This is a genomic window from Bradyrhizobium sp. CCBAU 11430, from assembly GCF_028128855.1.
Taxonomy (GTDB): domain Bacteria; phylum Pseudomonadota; class Alphaproteobacteria; order Rhizobiales; family Xanthobacteraceae; genus Bradyrhizobium; species Bradyrhizobium ottawaense.
The window spans coordinates 16,350-38,404 of sequence record NZ_LBJV01000038.1 but is presented as its reverse complement, the minus strand read 5'-3'; the positions used below and the strand labels follow the sequence as shown (position 1 = coordinate 38,404).

At 65.2% G+C, this 22,055-nt stretch carries 20 protein-coding genes; 7 read left to right on the top strand and 13 right to left on the bottom strand.

Annotated features, from left to right (window positions below; genetic code table 11):
* Positions 1-40 precede the first annotated feature (40 nt).
* Entirely contained in the window at positions 41-3,064 is a 3,024-nt protein-coding gene (locus XI04_RS10205; protein ID WP_246554606.1) for an adenylate/guanylate cyclase domain-containing protein, read from the bottom strand.
* 667 nt (positions 3,065-3,731) lie between these two features.
* Positions 3,732-5,084, bottom strand: coding sequence for an Nramp family divalent metal transporter (locus XI04_RS10200; RefSeq protein WP_038950904.1), 1,353 nt, complete (start codon positions 5,082-5,084; stop codon positions 3,732-3,734).
* Between the two features lie 167 nt (positions 5,085-5,251).
* On the opposite strand from XI04_RS10200, the gene XI04_RS10195 reads away from it, so the two are divergent.
* The gene (locus XI04_RS10195; RefSeq protein ID WP_028144268.1) at positions 5,252-6,496 is read left to right on the top strand and encodes an MFS transporter; all 1,245 of its coding nucleotides are present in this window, start codon (positions 5,252-5,254) and stop codon (positions 6,494-6,496) included.
* Between the two features lie 116 nt (positions 6,497-6,612).
* Here XI04_RS10195 and XI04_RS10190 read toward each other — a convergent pair whose 3' ends face one another.
* A complete protein-coding gene (locus tag XI04_RS10190) occupies positions 6,613-7,872 on the bottom strand; it encodes an adenylate/guanylate cyclase domain-containing protein (RefSeq protein WP_028144267.1) in 1,260 nt (419 codons plus the stop codon).
* Positions 7,873-8,037: 165 nt separating this feature from the next.
* Here XI04_RS10190 and XI04_RS10185 point away from each other — a divergent pair, with 165 nt between their 5' ends.
* Entirely contained in the window at positions 8,038-9,195 is a 1,158-nt protein-coding gene (locus tag XI04_RS10185) for an MFS transporter (RefSeq protein ID WP_271611018.1), read from the top strand.
* Positions 9,196-9,226: 31 nt separating this feature from the next.
* Complete coding sequence (locus tag XI04_RS10180; protein WP_028144265.1) at positions 9,227-9,418, top strand: hypothetical protein; 192 nt, start codon at positions 9,227-9,229, stop codon at positions 9,416-9,418.
* A gap of 5 nt (positions 9,419-9,423) precedes the next feature.
* On the opposite strand, the gene XI04_RS10175 is transcribed toward XI04_RS10180, so the two are convergent.
* Both XI04_RS10175 and dmeF read right to left on the bottom strand, forming a co-directional pair.
* Entirely contained in the window at positions 9,424-10,254 is an 831-nt protein-coding gene (locus XI04_RS10175; RefSeq protein WP_271623651.1) for an N-acyl homoserine lactonase family protein, read from the bottom strand.
* A gap of 81 nt (positions 10,255-10,335) precedes the next feature.
* A complete protein-coding gene (gene dmeF, locus XI04_RS10170) occupies positions 10,336-11,289 on the bottom strand; it encodes a CDF family Co(II)/Ni(II) efflux transporter DmeF (RefSeq protein ID WP_028144263.1) in 954 nt (317 codons plus the stop codon).
* Positions 11,290-11,485: 196 nt separating this feature from the next.
* Here dmeF and XI04_RS10165 point away from each other — a divergent pair, with 196 nt between their 5' ends.
* Positions 11,486-12,304, top strand: a complete 819-nt coding sequence (locus XI04_RS10165; protein WP_028144262.1) for a chromate resistance protein ChrB domain-containing protein — start codon at positions 11,486-11,488, stop codon at positions 12,302-12,304.
* Complete coding sequence (gene chrA, locus XI04_RS10160; RefSeq protein WP_271591060.1) at positions 12,304-13,689, top strand: chromate efflux transporter; 1,386 nt, start codon at positions 12,304-12,306, stop codon at positions 13,687-13,689. The genes XI04_RS10165 and chrA overlap by 1 nt, the downstream gene beginning before the upstream one ends.
* A 127-nt stretch (positions 13,690-13,816) precedes the next feature.
* On the opposite strand, the gene XI04_RS10155 is transcribed toward chrA, so the two are convergent.
* The 7 genes from XI04_RS10155 to XI04_RS10125 form a co-directional block, all read right to left on the bottom strand.
* Complete coding sequence (locus XI04_RS10155) at positions 13,817-15,169, bottom strand: adenylate/guanylate cyclase domain-containing protein (protein WP_097668960.1); 1,353 nt, start codon at positions 15,167-15,169, stop codon at positions 13,817-13,819.
* A 246-nt stretch (positions 15,170-15,415) separates the two neighbouring features.
* A complete protein-coding gene (locus tag XI04_RS10150; RefSeq protein WP_028144940.1) occupies positions 15,416-16,120 on the bottom strand; it encodes a hypothetical protein in 705 nt (234 codons plus the stop codon).
* Positions 16,121-16,377: 257 nt separating this feature from the next.
* Positions 16,378-16,527 carry a hypothetical protein gene (locus XI04_RS10145; protein ID WP_007591825.1) on the bottom strand — a complete coding sequence of 50 codons (150 nt, stop codon included), beginning with the start codon at positions 16,525-16,527 and terminating at the stop codon, positions 16,378-16,380.
* Between the two features lie 70 nt (positions 16,528-16,597).
* Complete coding sequence (locus XI04_RS10140; protein ID WP_038946574.1) at positions 16,598-17,419, bottom strand: tetratricopeptide repeat protein; 822 nt, start codon at positions 17,417-17,419, stop codon at positions 16,598-16,600.
* Positions 17,420-17,451: 32 nt separating this feature from the next.
* The gene (locus XI04_RS10135) at positions 17,452-18,135 is read right to left on the bottom strand and encodes a substrate-binding domain-containing protein (RefSeq protein ID WP_028144942.1); all 684 of its coding nucleotides are present in this window, start codon (positions 18,133-18,135) and stop codon (positions 17,452-17,454) included.
* Positions 18,136-18,153: 18 nt separating this feature from the next.
* The gene (locus tag XI04_RS10130) at positions 18,154-18,855 is read right to left on the bottom strand and encodes a GrlR family regulatory protein (protein WP_038946573.1); all 702 of its coding nucleotides are present in this window, start codon (positions 18,853-18,855) and stop codon (positions 18,154-18,156) included.
* A 197-nt stretch (positions 18,856-19,052) separates the two neighbouring features.
* The gene (locus XI04_RS10125) at positions 19,053-20,087 is read right to left on the bottom strand and encodes a glutamine synthetase beta-grasp domain-containing protein (RefSeq protein WP_038946572.1); all 1,035 of its coding nucleotides are present in this window, start codon (positions 20,085-20,087) and stop codon (positions 19,053-19,055) included.
* 540 nt (positions 20,088-20,627) lie between these two features.
* On the opposite strand from XI04_RS10125, the gene XI04_RS10120 reads away from it, so the two are divergent.
* Complete coding sequence (locus tag XI04_RS10120) at positions 20,628-20,831, top strand: DUF2735 domain-containing protein (protein WP_028144945.1); 204 nt, start codon at positions 20,628-20,630, stop codon at positions 20,829-20,831.
* 112 nt (positions 20,832-20,943) lie between these two features.
* Here XI04_RS10120 and XI04_RS10115 read toward each other — a convergent pair whose 3' ends face one another.
* Positions 20,944-21,246, bottom strand: coding sequence for an MliC family protein (locus XI04_RS10115; protein WP_249162520.1), 303 nt, complete (start codon positions 21,244-21,246; stop codon positions 20,944-20,946).
* Between the two features lie 47 nt (positions 21,247-21,293).
* On the opposite strand from XI04_RS10115, the gene XI04_RS10110 reads away from it, so the two are divergent.
* Positions 21,294-22,037 (top strand): tyrosine-protein phosphatase, encoded by a 744-nt coding sequence (locus tag XI04_RS10110; RefSeq protein ID WP_038946570.1) that lies wholly within the window; start codon positions 21,294-21,296, stop codon positions 22,035-22,037.
* Positions 22,038-22,055: the final 18 nt, after the last annotated feature.

The following is a 22,055-nucleotide window of genomic DNA, read 5'->3' as shown; positions in this document are numbered from 1 at the left end:
AGCCCCGGCGGCATTGCATCAGGAGTGCCAGCTGAGATTTTCATGCTGCGTACCCGTCCTTCCGCCGATCTGCGAGCGCCGCAGCGGCCCGTTTCCGGTAGTGAGGCATGCCCAGACGCTCCGCCGCCTCGGCGGTTCGCTTGAAATGCGCTTCGGCCCCGGCCTGATCGCCGGCCTGCCGCAGCGTTTCGGCGAGCTCGTACAGGGCTTCGGTCTGGTGTCCGTATTCCTCGGCGGCCTGCTCGACCGCCTTGCGTCCGACAGCGATCGCATCGTCCAGTCGTCCGAGCTTGCGATAGGCGACACCCAGGCTCACGCGCATGAACGTCCTGCCATAGGGGCCGGCCGCCTCGTAGATGCGATCGGCGAACCCCTTCTCCAGCATGGGCACCGCTTCGGCAGCCTTGCCATTGCGCGCCAGCGCGCTGCCGAGAACGCCGGTGCACACGGACAGCATCGTCGGCACGTTGTGCGTCATGCATTGCTGCACACCCGTGCGCATCAGGGACTCGGCACGGTCGAGCTCCTCGCGTTCGACCCAGATCTGCGATTGGACCGTGTCGATCAACAGACGGGAATATGGGTGATCGATGTTCGACAGAATCTCATAGCTCTTGGCGCAGAAATCGTCCGCGGCGCCGCCATCCCCGAGGCGCCACAGCGTGCTGGCATGAAATGCGTACAGGTTGATGATCGGAATCGCAGCCCAGCCGGACTGGACATAATGCGCCGACAATTCCGGTTCGTAGTCCGACAGCAGGATGTGACCTTCGGCCGCCGCGTCCGCGTACCGCCCGAGCGCATGCAGATGCATGAGGCGGGTCTGATGCGCCGCCATCATCATGTGACGACGCTGTGCGAGGCGAGCCGCTTCCAGTCCCTGCGAAGCGTAGCCCAGACCTTGCTCGAAACGTCCGCGCATCCACAGAAACACCGCCGTCTCGGTCGAAACCGCCGCCCTTGCACGCTGATCGTTCAGTTGCACGGCGATGGCTTCAGCCCGCTCCATGTTGTCGAAGATCTCGTCGATCTGCCCGAGAGCCAGCATTGCGCCAATGGCCTCCAGCCGAAGCGCGAGCTCCAGGGTCTGGGCGGTCGTCGCGCCCTCGACGCGCCGTGCCGCCTGGATGCCCTTCTCCAGCAGTTGGACGGCCTCCTGATTGGCCGAGCGCGAGATGGCACGAGCCATCGACTTGACGGCGAATCTTGCCGCCTGCTCCCATTCCTCGCCCCCGAAGGCATGATGCGCCAGTGCCGGCGCGGCATCGACATCGGCGGCCCCGGGCTGGGCGTGCAGCGCCAGGAAGGCCTGGCGATGAAGTGCCTTGAGCCTGGCGCGCGTGAGCACCCCGAGCACGACGTCACGGACCAGCGCATGGCGGAACGCGAAGGCGTGCGATCCGTGCGAGCCCCTCGCCTGATCCGGACTCGTCAGCAATCCGGACGCGACACAAAGGCCTAGCAGTTCTTCGGCGCGCTCGAGGTCCACGGCCTGCATCGCCGCAACCAAATCGTGCGTGATGGGATCGCCCAGGATGGCCGCAGCTTCGAGCGCCGATTTTGCGGCTTCGGGCAGCCTGTCGACCCGCGCCCCGATCACCGCCGCAATGGAGCCCGGCACGCGCAGCTCTCCGAAAGGCCTCTGCAAACGGTAGGCGCCCGGGGTCCCTTCCAACGACCCGTCATCGATCAGCGTGAAGACCAGTTGCTCCAGGAAGAAGGGATTGCCGTCGGCACGCGCGACCAGTTCGGTCATGACGCCGAGCACGGACGGATCATCGCCGAGACAGGCGCGCGCGAGCTGGAGCATTTCTCCGTCGCCCAGCGGCTCGATCACGCGCTCGGAAAACCAGGATGCTCGACGCCACTGATGGTCGAAATCCGGGCGATAGGTGACGCAAATCAGGACCGGCAGCGCCTGAAGTTTGGGAAGCAGGCCCTCGAACAGCCGCCGGCTCTCGCGGTCGGCCAGGAAGACGTCCTCGAGCACGAGCAGGAACGCGCCGGACCGCACGCGTCTGCGCACGAGCCAGAGCAGCGCCTCGCCGATCCGGCGCCGTCGTTGCGCCGGGTTCAGCGCCAGCCAGGCCTCATCCGGCGCCGCAAGTCCCAAGAGATCATTGACCGCCGCCAGATGCTCGGCGCCGTCATCGGGCCATTTCGCGATCAACGTCTGCTTGGCGGAATGCCGAATGTCCGCCGCGCTGGTTTGCGGAAGCCCGACCAAACTTGCGGTCAGATCGGTGGCGGTGCTGTAGGCCCGCGTGCTCGCATATCCTCTCGCCTGGGAAAAGCAGACTTCAACCCCCTCCCGCGCGAGGCTGTCCATCCAGTCGACGATCAGGCGCGACTTGCCGATCCCGGCATCGCCGCACAACCCGACGGTTCGCATTCCGGACCTTTGAACGGTCTCCAGGGCCCCTTCCAGGATCCTCAACGTGTCTTCGCGTCCGATCAGAGGCGCCCAGCGCTGTTTCCGCGTCAACGGCGCTGCCGCCGAACTTTCGGTCTCGACCACGACTTCATGCACTTCGATCGGATCATCCAGTCCGCGCACGATCCGCACGCCGGCCGTACGCGTGTCGATCTGCTGCGCGACCAGCCGCTGCGTCGCGGCGCTGATCAGGATGCCTCCGGGCGGCGCCATCTTCTCAAGCCGCGAGGCGAGATGGATTGTCTTTCCGTCCGCGCCGTAATGGGACCACCGGTATTGTCCGACGATACCGACCAGCACCTCGCCCGAATTGATACCGATGCGCAGCGTCGGGCTCACAACGCCTCCGACGTCATGGGCCGGAATGGATGCTCTCTGCATCTTGAGAGCGGCAAGGCACGCCCGCAGGGCGTGGTCTTCCTGCGCCACGGGCGCGCCGAACAAGGCGACGAGGCCGTCGCCGAGCAACTGGCTCACCGTGCCGCCATAGGTCTCGACCGCCTCAGCCAGCCGGTCCAGTGCCCTGCCGAGATAGGCGCGGGCTTCCTCGGGGTCGACATGCTGCAAAAGGGAGGTCGAGTTGCAGACGTCGACGAACAGCACGCTGACCTGCTTGTTTTCAGTCAGCATCTGCGAGCGAACGGGAAGATGATGGTGCAGCTGGACGACGTGCGCATCGCGCTCCGGGGCGCCCGGCTCCTCCGCGTTACGATTGAGACTCGCGCCACATTGAGAGCAGAAGCGATGCTCGCGGGAAATACGGGCTGAACAAGCGGGACACCTGGTCACGGCAGCACACACTCATCAATGACTTGAACGAAATTACCAACGCGTTCTGGCTTGAACATCGCCCCTTCGGGGCGCGAACCCGCTCAGCAGAAAAACAAGCTGTCGATCAATCCAAACGATCAAACCAAAAATTTCGTGCGCCAACTATATTCGCGCACAACCGATAGATGAGCCCGGAGATTTGCAGTGGCCGCTCTTGGTCCGGCGCAGGACCCGCCGATCATCCCGCCGGAAGCAAAATCAATGCTGAAACAGGGGTTATTATTGTACGCCCGGTCAGCAATTGCAACTAGTATACGCGCGCCGCACAGATTGAAAAGTGACAGTTTGCCAAATCGAGTTCCGACGCCAGGTTTTGCAACCCCTGCGCGCGAAACGGAAGCAACGTCGCCAGCCAACACATCAAACCGGGCAGACGCTCGCTTTCGCAAAGGTCATGCTCGCTGCCTGATCGGGGGGCCGTCCGGGCAAGGCTCACTTGAACGGGCCGGACAGATAGCCGCCGCCCTCACCCGAACAGCGTATCCACCAGCAGCTTCACGTTCAAAATCACGATGACGCCCGCGACGATCCACGCGATCGCCGCGATATATCCCGGAATCGCGAACTGCCCCATCTTGCGACGGTCGGAGACGAAGCGGACCAGCGGGATCACCGCAAAGGGCAACTGCATCGACAGCACGACCTGGCTGAACACCAGCAGATCCGCCGTGCCGCGCTCGCCATAGATCGCCGTAACAACGATCACCGGAACGATGGCGATGCCACGCGTGAGCAGGCGGCGCGCCCAGCTCGGCAGACGCAGGTCGAGAAAGCCTTCCATCACGATCTGGCCGGCGAGCGTCGCCGTCACCGTCGAGTTGAGGCCGGAGGCGAGCAGCGCCACCGCGAACAGCGTCGAGGCGATGCCGAGGCCGAGCAGCGGCGATAGCAGCTCGAAGGCCTGGCCGATCTCGGCAACGTCGGAATGGCCGCTCTTGTGGAAGGTTGCGGCTGCGACCACCAGGATCGCGGCATTGATGAACAGCGCCAGCATCAGGGCGATGGTCGAGTCCGTCGTCGCCCATTTGATCGCCTCGCGCCGGCCGGTGTCGTTGCGCTCATAGGCGCGCGTCTGCACGATCGAGGAATGCAAATAGAGATTATGCGGCATCACCGTCGCGCCGATGATGCCGATCGCGATGTAGAGCATTTCCGGGTTGGTGAAAATCTCGCTCTTCGGCATGAAGCCGTGCAGGACCTCCGCCACCGGCGGCGCCGCAGCCACGATCTGGACCGCGAAGCAGACCGCGATCACCGCCAGCAGCGCGATGACGAAGGCTTCAAGGAAACGGAAGCCGCGGTTCATCAGGAGCAGCAGCAGGAAGGCATCGAGCGCCGCGAGCAGCGCGCCGCCGATCAGGGGAATGCCGAACAGGAGTTTGAGCGCGATCGCCGTGCCGATGACCTCTGCGAGATCGCAGGCGATGATCGCCGCCTCGCAGGCCAGCCAGAGCAGCAAATTCACCGCCGGCGAATAGGTGGCGCGGCAGGCCTGCGCAAGGTCGCGGTCGGTGACGATGCCGAGCCGTGCCGCCAGCGACTGCAGCAGGATCGCCATCAAATTCGAAAGCAGGATGACCGACAGCAGCGTGTAGCCGAATTTGGAGCCACCGGCGAGGTCGGTCGCCCAATTGCCGGGGTCCATGTAGCCGACTGAGACCAGATAGCCTGGGCCGACAAAGGCGAGCAGCCGGCGCCACCAGCGGCCAGCGGCCGGAACGGCGACCGTGGCGTTGACCTCGGCGAGACTTTTGGTGACGGGCGCATCAGCGCGCCAGCCGGCGGCGTCGGGACTCAAATCAGGCGATCGGGCATCCATGGGGCGAGAATACCGAAATCGAGTCTTATTGCAACTCATTTGCAACTGCATCTAGCGGCATGGGTTCCCGTTCCTGCCGTTATTCGCCGCCGTGTCGGGAAGCGGGTGGGTTTGACGGCCGTTGGCGCCGGATACTGGCGCCTACCCGACTTTGCAGGAAATGAGCCATGTCAAACCCGCCTCGCCTCCCCGACACCTTTGGCCGCCTCGCCTGGTCCAACCTCGCGGCGCAGTCAGCCGAGCAGATCGCGTTGGCCGCAGCTCCCATCGTCGCCGTGCTCACGCTCGGGGTCGCCGAAGGCCAGACCGGCCTGTTGCAGACCGCACTGACCCTGCCCTTCGTGCTGTTCGCGATCCCGGCCGGCCTGCTCGCCGACCGCATCTCGCGTCGCTCGCTGATGGCCGGGGCCGAGGCGCTGCGGGCGGTGGCCCTCGGGACAATCGTGCTGCTGCTCGCGCTCGGCGCCCTCAATCTTCCGCTGCTGGCGCTGCTCGGCTTCGCAGCCGTGTGCGGCACAGTGGTCTACAGCGTGGCCGCGCCGGCGCTGGTGCCGTCCTTGGTCAGCTCCGACCTCCTGCCGGCGGCGAATGCGCGCATCGAGCTGGCGCGAACCGTCGCCTTCGCAAGCGGACCCGCCCTCGGCGGCGCACTGGTGGGATGGTGGGGCGCCAGCCCGGCCTTCGGCTTTGCCGCGGCGCTCTCGGCCATCGCTGTCGTGCTGCTCTCGGGCATCTTTGAACCCGCGCGTGCCCCCGCCCCGCGGCGCCATCCGCTCCAGGACATTCGCGAAGGCGCGGCCTTCGTATTCCACCATCCGCTGCTGCGGCCGGTGTTCATCACCCAGTTCATCTTCAACACCGGCTGGTTCCTGCAGATCGCGGTGTTCGTGCCCTATGCCGTGCGCCATCTCGGCCTCACCGCCGCCGGCGTCGGCACGGTGCTGACCATGTACGGCGTCGGCATGGTGATCGGCGCGCTGTTCGCAACGCGCGTGATGCAGCGGCTCGCGTTCGGCACCGTCGTCGGCCTCGGCCCGGTCACGGGTTTCGTTGCAGCTGTTGTGATGGCGCTGACGGTACTGATCCCCTCGCCCTGGCTCGCGGCGTTGAGCTTCTTCCTGCTCGGCGTCGGGCCGATCCTGTGGGTGATCTCGACCACGACGCTGCGCCAGTCGGTGACGCCGCCGCGCCTCTTGGGCCGCGTCTCCGCCATCAACATCATGAGCTACGGTGCCCGCCCGCTCGGCTCGGCGCTGGGCGCGATCGTCGGCGGCCTCTGGAGCGCGGAAGCCTGCCTTTATCTCGCGGCCGCCGTATTCGGCGTGCAGGCGCTGGTGATCTGGCTGTCGCCGGCCGTGGCGCTGGACCGGCAGCCGGACATGGTGGGGGATGAGGTGGCGGTGCGCTGCTAGTTACGCCGACATTGCGAGGAGCTCTTCGCGACGAAGCAATCCAGAATCCCTCCGTAGAAAGACCCTGGATTGCTTCGCTGCGCTCGCACTGACGGTGTGTGTTTGCTGCAGCCGGGCTAATTCGCCAGATATCGCTCGTAGCTCCCCGTCACAGGCTCGCTGGCATCGACCTCGGGATCGAGCGTGTAGAGATCCTGCGCGCGGCCGATGCCGCGTAGCGCGTAGCGGCCGGTGGACACGAGATAGCGCCGGCCGGCGGCATCCAGGCCCTTGTAGAATTCCGCCGATGCCAGCAGCTCGCGGTCGACCGAGCGGCTCATCGAGGCGATGCGGCTGACTTCGTTCACCGTCGGCCCGACAACCGTGAAATCGAGCCGGTCCTCGCTGCCGATATTGCCGTAGAAGACCTCGCCGACATGCAGGCCGATATAGGCCGACGTGGTGGGACGGCCGTCGGCCTCCCGCCGCCGGTTCAGCGCCGCGACGTTCTTGCGGAACAGATGCTCGGCGCGGAGCGCAGCGCGCCGCGCATCCGCCATGTCCTCACCCCAGAACATCGCGAGCACGCCGTCGCCGATCAGCTTGAGCACGTCGCCGCCGGCCTCGTGGATCGCGTCGATCACGGCCTGCGCATAATCGTTGAGGAACGGGATGATCTCGTCGGGGCCGATGCTCTCGCTGATTCCGGTCGAGCCGCGCAGATCGGAGTACCAGAGCACGGCGTTGATGCGCTCGGTGACGCCGCGCGAGATGCGGCCGCGCAGCACCTGCTCGGAGGCGTCGCGGCCGAGATAGACGCGCCCGAGCGTGCGCGCGATGTCGACCTGCTGCGCCGATTTGATCGCGAGCCCCAGCACCGGGACGAGATCGCGCAGCGCCTCCAGCTCACCCTCGCTGAAGCCGCTGTCGCGGCGCGTGGTCCAGCAGGAATAGAGGCAGTCCATCAGGCCGAGCGCGCCGTTCTCGCCGAAGCGGTGCACGAAGGCGAGATAGTGCTTGTGGCCCTTTTCGGCGAGCTCGCCGATCTGCGAGAAATCCATCGACGGCGCGTCGGCCAGATCGATCACCATCTCGTCGTGGCCGTGCTCCAGCATGTGGAAGAACACCGAGCGGCGCCAGCTTGCGGCGGCGTCGCCCTCGGCGGTCGAGCCGTATTCGAACGCGTCGCTCTCGTTGCTGGGACGGTCGCTCCAGCGGAAGCCGCGGCCCTCGTAGATCGGATGCAGCGTGTCGATCACGACCAGCGCACGCGACAGCTCCAGCCCTTCGGCGCGGCAGCGCTCGCAGAAGCCGCGGAGCAGGTCGATTTCGGGAAGGCCCGTGAGCCCCTGGCCGGTCAGCCAGTTCATCAGCGCAAGGCGCGAGGTCAATTGCATACGCCATTATGGCGTGCATTCGTGACGAGCGGAAGGCCACGCGCGAACGTCATGCAACCAAGGCGCCCGCCTGCAGCAGGTCGAATATGCCGCAACCGCTGTTGACGCACTGTCGTGCCGGCTGCAAATGGAACCGATGTCCCTGCCGACCAGAAATACAAGACTATGAGCCAGCGCCAGCTTCCGATCATCCTGGCGCTCGGGACCACGCAGACCCTGGCCTGGGCGTCCAGCTATTATCTGCCGGCGCTGATCGCCGATCCCATGGCGCGCGACCTCGGCGTCTCCTCCAACTGGATCTTTGGCGCGTTCTCGGCCTCGCTGGTGATCTCGGCGATGCTCGGCCCGCGCATCGGGCGTCAGATCGATCTTGTCGGCGGCCGGCAGGTGCTGTCGGCTTCGAACCTGACGATTGCCGCCGGCCTCGCGCTGCTTGGCTTCGCGCATTCCGTCCCGGTGATGGTGATCGCCTGGCTCGTGCTCGGAATCGGAATGGCGATGGGGCTCTACGACGCCGCCTTCGCCGCCCTGGGGCGCATTTACGGCACCGAGGCGCGCAGGCCCATCACGGGTATCACGCTGATGGCGGGCTTCGCCTCCACCGTCGGCTGGCCGCTCACGGCCTGGGGCCTGTCGCATATCGGCTGGCGCGAGACCTGCTTTGCCTGGGCGGCCGCCAACATCCTGATCGGCCTGCCGCTCAATTTCTTCGTGCTGCCGACGATCAAGGGCGCCAAGCAGGCGGCGGCCACGGCGGAAAAACCGCATCTGCCGCTCGACCGCACCATGATCCTGCTCGCCTTCATCTTCGCGGCGGTCTGGACCGTCACCGGCGCGATGGCCGCGCATTTCCCCCGCATCCTCGAGACGACGGGCGCAACGCCGGTCGAGGCGATCGCGGCCGGCGCGCTGATCGGCCCGGCGCAAGTCGGCGCGCGCATCCTGGAGGCCGGCTTCCTCAGCCGCTTCCATCCGTTGTGGTCGACCCGGCTCGCCTGCCTCACCCACCCGATCGGCGCGGTGATCGTTGCGATCTTCGGCGGCGCCGCGGCGAGCGCGTTCGCGCTGTTCCACGGCTCGGGCAACGGCATCTTGACGATCGCGCGCGGCACGCTGCCGCTGTCGATTTTCGGCCCGAAGGATTTCGGCTACCGTCTCGGCATCATCGGCGCGCCGGCACGCATGGCGCAGGCGGTGGCGCCGCTGACCTTCGGCCTGCTGATCGACCTCATGGGCGCCAAGGTGCTGATCGTCTCGTCCGCGCTCAGCCTGTCGGCGCTGGCGGCGCTGTTCCTGGTTCGCACCAAGCCGCGGCCCGATTGACCATGCCCGAGGTTTCAAGCACAAGCGGGCCATGACCGAGGACGCTGGCCCGCCCCGCACATTCAAAAGCCTCCTGCGCTGGGCCACCACCCCGCCGCAGGCCTGGGGCGTCTACCTCCTCGCCCTCCTCTTGATCTGGCTGATCTCATTCTACGCCGGCACCCTCAAGCCCAAGAAGACGCCGGACGCGAGCCCGCCCACAGTGACGGCACCAAAAACCTAAGCCGGCTAATCGTAAAACTCCGGCGCCATTTTCTGACTGTCGCGCTGGGCCTTGTCGTGGTTGATCCAGAGCTGCGCCTTCTCCTTGGCCAGCGTGTCGGCGATCTTCTGCATCGAGGCTGCGCTCTGGTCCTTGTTGACGTTCATGCTGGGGACGCGGCGGTTGTCCCAATTATCCTTAAAATGGACGGCGTCGCCCGACAGCACCACCGCGCCGGTCTTCGGCAGTTTCACCAGCAGCGACTGGTGTCCGGGCGTGTGGCCGGGCGTCGACAGGATGGTCACGCTGCCGTCGCCGAAGACGTCCTTGTCGCCTGTGAGCAGCTCCACCGGGTGCGAGGGCTTGAAGCGCGGCTCGTTGTTGGCGCCGGGCCAATCATATTCTGCCTTCTGCACGTAGAGCGTCGCCTGCGGGAACAGCTCGACATTGCCGGTGTGGTCCGGGTGCGTGTGCGAGACCGCCATCGCCTTGACGTCATCGGGCTTCAGCCCAAGCTGTTCGATCTGGGCGGCAAGCGTCTTCGGCCGGCGCGAGGTGACGGCCTTGGGATCGGCGGGCACGAGACCATTGGGCATGCTTGCGACGGAATCGGCGATGCCGGTGTCCCACAGGAACCAGCCCTTGCTGTGCTTGACGAGATAGCAGGTGTCGACGAAGTCCATCGTCTTGCCTTCGTTCAAGCCTGGCGTCCAGCGCGAGATATCGCCTGCGGTGCCCTCGCCGCAGTTGAGCACATAGAGCTTCTCGACGCCGGCCTTTTCCGATTGCGCCAGCGCCGCGGAACCGGACAAAGCGAGTGCAGCGATGGCGACAGCGAACGTGATCCTGGGCATCATTGTTCCTCCGGTAGAGCTATGCGGGCTGCGACCGAGGATCAACCCCGGCCGCGCCGCGGAATTCCGCTTGCGCGGTTCACGTCAATGCGGGCATGTCTCGACCTCCACCGTGATGTGGCTGAGGCCCTTCAATCCGGCGAGCCGCCGCTTGTAGACCGCCGGCTGCTTCGGCTTGTCGGACACCACCGAGAGCAGGACGGCACAATGGCCGGGGCCGACCTGCCAGAGATGCAGGTCGGTGACGCGGTCGTCGCCGACCTCCATGCGCGCCCGGATCACCCGCTCCAGCTTCTCGTCGGCGCGCACGTCGAGCAGCACCGCGCCTGACGTCTTGATCAGTCCGAACGCCCAGCTCGCGATCACCACGCTGCCGATCAGGCCGACCGCCGGATCGGCCCAGACCCATCCCGAATACATGGCGACAGCAAGAGCTGCGATCGCCAGCACCGAGGTCGCGGCATCGGCCATGACATGGACATAGGCCGCGCGAAGATTGTTGTCGTGATGATGGTGATGGCCGTGGTGATCATGGTCGTGGGCGTCATGTGCATGGCTGTGGCCGTGATGGTGATGATCGTGGCTGTCGCGCAGCAGCCACGCGCTGGCGAGATTGACGCACAGTCCGAGGGCGGCCACCGCGATCGCCTCGCCATAGACGATCGGCACCGGATTGATCAGCCGCAGCACGCTCTCATAGGAAATCTCGACCGCGATCAGGCCGAGGATGATTGCGCTGGCGAAGGCGGCGAGATCGCCGAACTTGCCGGTGCCGAAGGTGAAATGCGCATTCCCCAGGTGCCGCCGCGCGAATCGATAGGCGAAGGCGGCGATCCCGAGCGCGGCGGCATGCGTGCCCATGTGCCAGCCGTCGGCCAGCAGCGCCATCGAGCCGAACAGCGAGCCCGCCACGATCTCCCCGACCATCATGACCAGCGTCAGGACGACCACGAACCAGGTGCGCCGCTCGTTCTCGTCGTGCTTCTGGCCGAGGAAGGCGTGGTCGTGGGTCCATTGTTCGATGGAATGGGAATGCATCGAATTCTCCAGGAGATTCAGCTCTGTTGGCGGACAGTATAGTCGCCGTGCATCACTTTTCGAAGGTCCAATCATCCCACGGATTGACAGTGCTTCTTAGTTTCGCTGTAATCCGCGCCATGGGGATTTGAGCGATCTCCCCACGAGGCGACATGCCCAAGTATCGCGTCCCGTTCGATTTATGCGAGGACGCATCATGTCTACGTTCACGACCATATCATCTGACAAATTGGCACGGCTGATCGGCACGGCGAACGGCCCTGCCCTGATCGATGTGCGCACCGACGAGGATTTTGCCGCCGACCGACGGCTGATCCCCGGCTCCATCAAGCTCAGCCACGACAATGTGACGGACTGGGGCGGCGACTTCGCCGGCCGCCGGGCCGTCGTCTCGTGCTTCCGCGGTGAGAAGCTCGCGCAGGGCACGGCGGCCTGGCTCCGCCAGCTCGGCGTGGAGGCCGAGACGCTGGAGGGCGGCTTCGAGGGCTGGAAGGCGGCCAAGCTGCCGCTGGTCGACGCCCGCAAGCTGCCGCCACGCGATGCCAAGGGCCGCACCGTCTGGGTCACGCGGGCCCGACCCAAGGTCGACCGCATCGCCTGCCCCTGGCTGATCCGCCGCTTCGTCGATCCCAATGCGGTGTTCCTGTACGTGGCGCCGTCCGAGGTGGTCGCCGTCGGCGAGCGATTCAATGCTGCCCCCTTCGACATCGAGAACGTGTTCTGGAGCCACCGCGGCGAGCTCTGCACTTTCGACGTGATGATCGAGGAGTTCGGCATTGCAACGCCGCCTTTGCTGCGGCTGGCCACGCTGGTGCGCGGCGCCGACACCGCGCGGCCCGACCTCGCGCCGGAGGCGCCCGGCCTGCTCGCGGCCTCGCTCGGGCTGTCGCGGATGTATGACGACGACCTCGCGCAGCTCGAGGCCGGCATGACGCTGTACGACGCCTTCTACCGCTGGTGCCGCGACGCCACCACCGAGACCCACAACTGGCCGACCAACAAGGTGAAGGCTTAATGGACACCCGTAACGTTCAAGCTGGGGCTGATGCCGGTCACGGCATCAGCTTCGGTGAAGCCTTTCGCGTCTGGCTCCGCGTCGCCTGCCTGAGCTTCGGCGGGCCTGCGGGCCAGATCGCGGTGATGCACCGCATCCTGGTCGAGGAGAAGAAATGGATCTCCGAAGGCCGCTTCCTGCATGCGCTGAACTACTGCATGCTGCTGCCGGGACCGGAGGCCCAGCAGCTCGCGACCTATGTCGGCTGGCTGATGCATCGCACCGCCGGCGGACTGATGGCGGGCGGCCTGTTCATCCTGCCCGGCATCATCGCCATCATGGGCCTCAGCTACATCTACGCCATCTACGGCAATGTCAGCTTCGTCGAGGCGCTGTTCTTCGGGCTGAAGGCCGCCGTGCTCGCCATCGTCGTCGAGGCCGTGGTGCGCGTCGGCAAGCGCGCGTTGAAGAACCGCGTCATGATCGCGCTGGCGGCAATCGCCTTCGTCGCGATCTTCTTCTTCGCCGTCCCCTTCCCGATCATCATCATCGCCGCCGGCCTTATCGGCTACGCTGGCGCGCGGAGCGGCCGTGGCGAATTCGCCCCCGCCGGTCACGGCCATGGCGACAGCACGGCATTGATCGACAGCATGCTCGGCGAAGCCGTGCCCGAGCATGTGCGTCCCAACACCGCGCGCGCGATCGGCGTCGGCGCGTTCTGGCTGGCGCTCTGGCTCGTGCCGGTGGTCGTGTTGCTGCTCGCGCTCGGGCAAGGCAACGTGTTCAGCCAGATCGCGCTGTTCTTCTCCAAAATGTCGCTGGTGACTTTCGGCGGCGCTTATGCCGTGCTGGCCTATGTCGCCCAACAGGCGGTCGAGCACTATCATTGGCTGAAGCCGCACGAGATGCTCGACGGCCTCGGCATGGCCGAGACCACGCCGGGCCCGCTGATCATGGTGCTCCAGTTCGTGGGCTTCATGGCCGCGTTCCGCGATCCGGGCGGCCTGTCGCCGTTGTTGGCTGCGACGTATGGCGGACTGCTCGCGACCTGGGTCACCTTCACGCCCTGCTTCCTCTGGATCTTCGTCGGCGCGCCCTATATCGAGCGGCTCCGCGGCAACACGGGCCTCGCCGGCGCGCTCAGCGCAATCACCGCCGCCGTCGTCGGCGTGATCCTCAACCTCTCGATCTGGTTCGCGTTGCACACGCTGTTCCGCGAGACGGTGCCGGTGCATGCGTTTCCGCTGGATTTCGACAGGCCGGTGCTGACGAGCGTCGATCTGCCCGCACTGGTGCTGGCAATCGCGGCAGCAACTGCGATCTTCCGGTTCAAGCTGGGGATGCTGACCGTGCTTGCGGGCTCATGCGCGGCCGGGGTGGCGCTGCGGATGGCGGGGGTGATTTGAGGCACGCACGCGTCGGTTCGTTGTGTCCGGTTTGCGGTTGGAAGGCGACATCGAAGCCGGCGGAGCTGCATGGTGGCTTTGGGCCAACAAGCGACATCGCAGACTTGGCCTAATATGAAAGAGGCCGTCAACCGAAGCGCTCGCCCGTTACGGCGCGGAACAGACGCCAACGGTCGGGGACTCCCTTGAGCAGGTGAGTACCTTTCTCTTCGAAGGCCAATCCGGATCCTGCCACGAGATCGCGGACCGTTTGCGAGACCAGAACTTCACCCGGGGCAGCTAGCGCCGCTACACGCGCGCCAATATGTACAGCAATGCCGACAATGTCGTGAGCGACGAATTCGCATTCGCCGGTATGCAAACCGCAACGGATCTTCAGATCGAGCGGGCGCACCGCATCACGGATTGCGCTGGCGCAACGCACGGCGCGGGCCGGGCCGTCGAACGTGGCAAGAAACCCGTCGCCGGCGGTGTTGATTTCGCGCCCTCGATACTGGCCGAGCGCGCCCCGCGCTTTGGCATAGAACGCATCGAGCAGCACGTGCCAGGCGCCGTCGCCGAGTGCGGCGGCGCGTTCCGTCGATCCCGCAATGTCGACGAACAGCACAGTCGCAAGCACCCTGTCGGGCTCCGCTGTTTGCCGATGCCCGGTGACGAACTCTTCGACCTCGTCAAGAATTGCATCCTGATTGCCAACCCAGACCATATGGTCCTCGCCGTTGAGCTCAATCAGTTTGGCGCGCGGAATCCGCTGGCTCATGTAGCGGGCATGCTTTACGTCGATGACGCGGTCGTCGGTGCGATGCAAAATCAACGTCGGTACGCGCGTGACAGGCAGGATATCTCTGACATCGATGTCCCGGTTCATACGCATGATTGCAGATGCCGCGCCTGGGCTTGCCGAGGCCCTGAAGTAGGCAGCAATTTGCTCGACTGCGTGCTTGTTCCCGGCAACGCTGGGCGCCCACATCAGCAAACTCATTGCATCAGTCGTGCCCCAGTGGTGCTCTATGTCATCCAGGAAAGTGCTCCACTGCGCATCTGTCCATGCGAATGTATAGTCAGGCGCCCACGAGCGTCGTGCATAGGTGCCGTAAAGCACCAGAGCCGACGTGCGCTCGGGATAGGTCGCCGCATAGAGCAACGACATCGGACCGCCCTCTGATATTCCGAACAAGGTGGCCCGTCGGGAGCCGACCTGGTCCAACACTGCCTGCACGTCGTGCATCCGCTGTTCAAGCGTGAATATCTGGGAGCCGCGATCGGACATTCCGGTGCCGCGTTTATCGAACATGATGATCCGCGCAAACCTTGCAAGCCTGCAGAAAAAGGCGGTGCGCGCCGGCGATTGCCAGAGCGCCTCAAGATTGGAGACAAAACCCGGGACGAACAGCAGGTCGCGCGGACCGTCACCAATCACCTGATAGGCAATATGGACGTCGTCACTTTTAACATAGCGAGTGGCCGGGATGTCAGCCATGCTGGCCTACTGCGTGACAAAAACCGCGCGACGCGAGTGTCGCACCTCATTCCGCGTCAGGCCAGCGAAATTCAGTCGAAAATTGATGTGCTCGACCGCCGCACGGCCGGTAGGAAGCGATTGAGGGAATCGATGGTGACACCCAATCGGCCGCGACGTCTGCTTCGGGTCACTAGCTGACATCGCCGCGCCGACGCGTCGAGGGCCGCTTCACCTCAGCAACCGGACATCCGCCCGGCAAACGTCCTAAGCCCTTCTCATCAACCTCAGCGAAGCCGCCAGCCGCAAGCTGCGCTTGCCGGCAAGCGCGATGCCTTCGAGCTCGCCGCTATCCTCGTTGCAGGTCCCGGAGAAGCCGATCCCGACCTCATAGCCGCCAAACACGGGGTTCTCGCCCTTCGCCGGCGTGTGCTCCTGGTTGAGCATCTCGCCCTTCCAGCGGCCGTCCGCCGAGGAATAGGAGCCGAGATAGTAGAAGAACGCATCGCCGCCGAGGATGCGGCCGTCGATCAGCAGCATGACACCGGAGAGCCCTGCATCGACACCGTCTAGCGCGCGCAGACCCATCCCGTAGAGCCCGTTGGCGATGCCGCCCTGCCCGATCGTGCCGCGGGGCGGCAGCGCTCCATCGTCGAGCCTAGTCAGATTGGCCCAGAAACCGGCGCCCGGCATGGTATCCGCGCCGCCGGCAAGACGGATCTGGTTGCCGTGCAGCCGCCCGCGCGCGCCGATCCTGGCGACGTCGGCGCCCATCAGCGGCTTGTAATGGGGATCCTCGTTATGCCGCTCGGTGATCACCTCGGCAATGATCTCGCCATCGCGCTCGACATAGGTGCCGAGATGCGCGAAGGCCGAATTACCGCCCAGCATCTTGCCGTCGTGCAGGCACATGATGCTGCGCCCGAACGCATCGTTGACGCCGTATTCAACCTTGTAGAGCCCGTCCAGCAACGCAATGAACCCGCAAAATCGGAAAAGAATCGTGGGCTACCTAGCACTGCTGCCCCAGCCAGGCCATCCGGCTTTTTCGCGCAGGGCCCTTGCGGGGCGCCTCCCCGCCACAATGCCATCATGCTCCTGTTTTGCCCGACGGGTCAAAGCGGGTTTCGCAAAATCCATCGCGCGTAATTCCGCTGCGATTTCAAGGCCCCGCCTACTGTGCATGGGGTTGTTTTCGACATTTTTGTTCCGGCGGACGGCGTCCCGCTTCAGTGACGCTTGAAATACTGCACCTCGCGCTCGTGCTTCTCGGCGGCCGCGCGACTCCGGAAGGTCCCGAGGTTACGACGCTTGCCGGTCTTCGGATTCACCTTGCGTGAATAGAGGCGGTATTCGCCCGACGCCAGTTTACGGATCATGATCGCGCTCCGTTGTGTCTTGAGATCAACGGCGTCCACGCGATTGAGGTTCCGTCGCGTGCGGCTCTGCTCAGAAACACAGCGTGGTGACGAGCTTGCCCTGCTTGTCCTTGATCGCATAGGGGCAGCGCAGCCGCTCCAGCGCCTTCTTGGCGTCCTCGTCGCCGAGCGCGGCGGCGCGCTCGTAATAGGTCTTCGCGGCGTCCTTGTCCTTTGCGCCGCCGCGGCCTTCCTGTGCGAAGGCCCCCATCCGCTCCAGCGCGCCGGGATGATTTTGCGCCGCCGCTTTCTCGAACAGCGCACGCGCCGCGACGTCGTCCTTCGCACCGCCCGTGCCTTCGGAAAGCATCAGGCCGAGCTGGTACTGCGCCTCCGCATTGGTCTCGGCAGCCTTGCCGAGCAGCGCGCGCGCCTGCGCGGGATCGGCCGGCGCGGCGCCCCCTGCGCCGCCGAGCGCAGCGAGGTTGCTGACGCCGCGGGGGTTGCCTGATTGCGCCGCCTTCTCGAACAGTTTTCGCGCCTGCGCCTCGTCCTTGGCGATGCCGGAGCCGGTGCCATAGGCAACACCGAGCTCGACCATCGCCGCGCTCGATCCCTTGTCGGCGGCCTTGCGCCAGGCAGCGATCGCCTCCGCCGTCTGCCGGTTGGCCGCGTAAGCGCGGCCGAGTGCGAACATCGCGCGGCGCGAGGACGGCGCGGCCTGCTTGCAGAACCTGATCGCCGTCGCGACGTCGGAAGACGCGATCTCCGCGACGCCCTTCACGTCAGCCGGCTTGTCGGGATCGCTGGGATCGGCCGCGACCCGGTCGCACAACACCAGATCGGCCGATTGCGCGCGCGCCGCCAACGGCGCGGCAAGCACGAGGACGATGGCAAGGAGACAAGTCCGCATGGTCGTCACGTTGCGTCCCCGCCCCGGCAAATTCAAGGCTCGAGTCCCGATTGGCGCAGGACGGGTACGACCTCGGGCGATGCCAGATAGCGCAGCAGACGGTCCGCGGCGTCGGCGTGCTTCGCCCCTGCCATGCGGCCGGCGGAGAACACCGCCGGTGTCTGCAGCTCGTGCGGGATCGGTCCCACCACCTCGATGCCGCCGACCTGCTTCAGCTCGCTGATCTGCTGCACGGCGAGGTCGGCCTCGCCGCTGACGAGACGCTCGGCTGTAAAGCCCTGCTCGACGATGGTCGCCTTTGCGTTGATCTCGGCTGCGATCCCCATCCGCACGATCAGCTGGGCGAAGTAGACGCCGCTCGCGCCCAGCCGCGAATAGGCGATGGACCGCGCTGCGAGCAGCGTCCTGCGCAGCGCCGCTTCGCTTCCGATATCGGGATGCGCCTGCCCTGCCCGCACGGCAATGCCGACATAGGAGCGCGCCAGATCGGCGGCGCTCTCTGAGAGCACGCGGCCCTCCGCGATCATCTCGTCCAGCCCCTCGCGCGTGAGGATCACGAGATCGGCGGCCTCGCCGTCGCGCAGGCGCTTCAGCAGAGCGAGGGTCGGCGCGAAGTCGGCGTCGATGCGGACGCCGGTTGCGGCTTCGTACGCGGACGACAGGCTGCGCATCGCACCCATCAGGCCGAGCGTCGAAAGCATGCGAAGGATTTCCATGAGCGATTTCCGTCGCGATCAGGCGCGATGCATCAGCTTGAGCGCGGCGGTCAGGCGCAGGCTGCGCTTGCCGGCAAGCGCAGTCGCCTCCAGCACCGCCTGCTCCGCATCGTAGCTGCCGGAGAAGCCGATACCGACCTCGTGGCCGCCGAAGATCGGGTCGTCCTTGGCCGGCGTGTGCTCCTGGTTGAGTATCTGGCCCTTCCAGCGCCCGTTCGCGGCGGTGTAGCTGCCGAGATAGTAGAATGCCGCATCGCCGCCGAGGATGCGGCCCCGGTTGAGCAGCATCACGCCGGTGAGGCCGCCGTCCAGACCGTCGAGCATGCGCAGATGGATTGAGTAGAGGCCGTCCGCGATGCCGGCTTCGCCGACGCCACCGGCGATCGGCACCTCGTCTTCCGTGATCGGCGTCATCACCGACTGGAAGGGAATGCCGGGCAGCTCCTTCAGCTCACCCTTGAAGCGATAGAGGTCGCCATCCGCCCAGCCCTTGGCGAGCAAGGTCGCATCGTCGGTGCCTGCCATGGCGCGGTAGTTCGGATCGGGGTTATGGCGGACGGTGCTGATCACGACGTCGACGCCGCTGTCGGTCTTCTCGTAGGTGCCGATATGGGCGAAGGCCGAGTTGCCGCCCAGCATCTTGCCGTTGCCGGCATGCATCACGCTCCGGCCGACGGCGTCGCCGAGCTGAAATTTCACCTTGTAGAAGCCTTCAAACACCAGCCGTCCCCGGCCCTGCGCGCATCCTGCGGGCACTCTATCCCGCTTTGGGCCGATATGGACAGGCTTCACGCGACGCAGCCCTGCTGCGTCACGGGAATGGCTGTCATCAAGATGCTAAAAATCCGCCGGAGCCTTTCAGCTCCGGCGGATTGAGAGCCAACCCGGGCCAGCCCCCAGCCCGGGCCGGGAGGATCTTAGGCCGCAGCCTTCTTGTCGGCCGGCACGGAGGCGATCGTCTTCAGGATCTGCGAAGCGATCTGGTATGGGTCGCCTTGCGAGTTCGGACGACGGTCTTCCAGATAGCCTTTGTAGCCATTGTTGACGAAGGAGTGCGGCACGCGGATCGAAGCGCCGCGGTCGGCAACGCCGTAGCTGAACTTGTTCCACGGCGCGGTCTCGTGCTTGCCGGTCAGACGCTTGTCATTGTCCGGGCCGTAGACGGCGATGTGGTCCATCAGGTTCTTGTCGAAGGCGGCCATCAGGGCCTCGAAATACTCCTTGCCGCCGACGTTGCGCATATACTCGGTCGAGAAGTTGGCGTGCATGCCGGAGCCGTTCCAGTCGGTGTCGCCGAGCGGCTTGCAGTGGAATTCGATGTCGATGCCGTACTTCTCGGTGAGGCGCAGCATCAGATAGCGGGCCATCCACATTTCGTCAGCGGCCTTCTTGGAGCCCTTGCCGAAGATCTGGAATTCCCACTGGCCCTTGGCGACTTCCGCGTTGATGCCTTCATGGTTGATGCCGGCAGCGAGGCAAAGGTCGAGGTGCTCTTCGACGATCTTGCGGGCGACGTCGCCGACGTTCGAGAAGCCGACGCCGGTGTAGTACGGGCCCTGCGGCGCCGGATAACCCGAGGTCGGGAAGCCGAGCGGACGGCCGTCCTTGTAGAAGAAGTATTCCTGCTCGAAGCCGAACCAGGCGCCGGCGTCGTCGAGAATGGTGGCGCGCTTGTTGGAGGCGTGCGGGGTCTTGCCATCGGGCATCATGACTTCGCACATCACGAGCACGCCGTTGGTGCGCGCGGCGTCCGGGAAGACGGCGACCGGCTTCAGCACGCAATCGGAGCTGTGGCCTTCGGCCTGCTGGGTGGAGGAGCCATCGAAGCCCCAGAGCGGAAGCTGCTCAAGCGTCGGGAACGACGCGAATTCCTTGATCTGAGTTTTGCCGCGCAGGTTCGGAGTCGGCGTATATCCGTCGAGCCAGATGTACTCGAGCTTATACTTGGTCATTGAGCCTCTCTGTAGATGATGCGAAAGGTTGGGGGCCTGGCGGCCCCCGAACGTTTTGTACCCGGCCATCATCGGCCGGCCCTTTACAAGCATTTAACGTGCCAAAAGGCCGCAGCGCGGGAGGTTCTCCACCGGGACTGTCCCCGGCCCGGCGTCGAGGCGATGTCGACCTCGTCGTGCGTCATAGCCGCGCACCTTTGCGTGTAGCTGCACCGCAAAAATCCCGTGAAAAGCGCCCGATTCTGAAGCAGGACGGCCCGCGCCGGAGGTTGCCGATGAAACGCGCATCAACGTCCAGCAATTTTCGCAAAGCTCCACACCCCCGCCTAGCAACCTTTGGAATGGCCCAGTCGTTGGCCACCGAAACGGTGCCTTAGGGGATGCAGCAGGCCGCATGCCTACAAATTAGGCGGAAACTGATTTCGTTTTCAGCACTTTGCATTTCGGGATGCGCGGCCGATATGGGGATTCCAATAACCACAATCGAACGAGTCGGGCGCACCATGGAGGCCAAGGCGCTTCGACCAAGGAGAAATCGCAATGATGAACAATGGTCTGAGTCACGGATCGGCAACGATCTACCAATTCCCGGTCGGGGGCCGCGCGGCTCTCGCGGGACGCCGCTATGGCGAGACCCGCCTTCCTGCCGATCACGCTTCGCTTCCGGCGAATGTCTCGATCTGCAGCGACAGCTGGTACCACCAGGACGCGGTCGACGACGCCAAGCCGAAATGGGATCGCTAATGCCTATGGTCGGTTTGAAACCGCCGCGTCTCGCAGGCGCCCGGCGGCAGCTCGAAAAGGGTCGAAACAGCGATGTTTCGGCCCTTTTTGATGCTCGCGTGAACCACGCCGTTCAGATCACCGCGCAGGCCGTCACCGGCCGCTTCAGATGCTTGACCGTGGTGCCCGCGGTCCTTCCGATGGTCAGCGTGATACCCGCCCCCGAATAGCGTTTTCCGGCGACCGACAGCCGCTTGGCGAGCGTGACCGGCTCGCCGTCGATCTGGAGAAAGGCGCGCTTGTCGTCGTCATAAAACCCGACGACGAACTGCGTACCATCGGCACAGCGGCACTGGTCATTCCAGCTGCCAGCATGGCGGTCGTCAAAAGAATGGCCTTGTGCCGGCCCATGATCGCCCCCTGTAATAGCTTTCAAGGACGCCCCCTCGTGCGCCCAATGGAACCATAACCGAAGCCGATCCCATGTCAGATTCCCCTGCCCGTCACCTCGCCCTGCAAGGCGCCAGCAATTTTCGCGATCTCGGCGGCTACCCGACCAACGACGGCCGCACCACGCGCTGGCGGCACATCTTCCGCTCCAACCATCTCGGCCAGCTCACCGCCGCCGATATCGAGATCGTCAGGGCGCTCGGGGTGCGGAGCGCTTTCGATTTCCGTGGGGTTGAGGAGCGCGCGGCCGGCGTCTGCGTCGTCAGCGAGATCACGGTGCATTCGCTGCCGATCGAACCGAGCGTCGTGGCTGCGCTGCGTACCGAACTCGCAAGCGGCACGCTGACTGCACCGGTCGCGCTGGAGCTCATGCGCGAATCCTATCGCAACTACGTTCGCCACCACACGAACAGCTTTCGCAACCTGTTCGGCCATCTCCTCGAAGATCGCGCGCCGCTGGTGATCCATTGCACTGCGGGCAAGGACCGCACCGGCTTCGCCAGCGCGCTGATCCTGCATGCGCTCGGCGTACCCGATGAAATCATTGCCGAGGACTACCTGCTCACCAACCGGCATTACAAACGCGATGCGACGGCCGCCTTCGACCTGCCGGAGGACGTACGCAATGCCATCGGCAGCGTCGAAGCCTCGTACCTTGCCGCTGCATTCGAAGCCATCGGCAGTGAATATGGCGATCTCGAAACCTATTTGCGCGACGCCCTCAAGCTCGGCACGGCGGAGCGGACCGCGCTGCAGGCGCGCTACCTGCAATCATAGACAGCCGTGCCCGGAGAA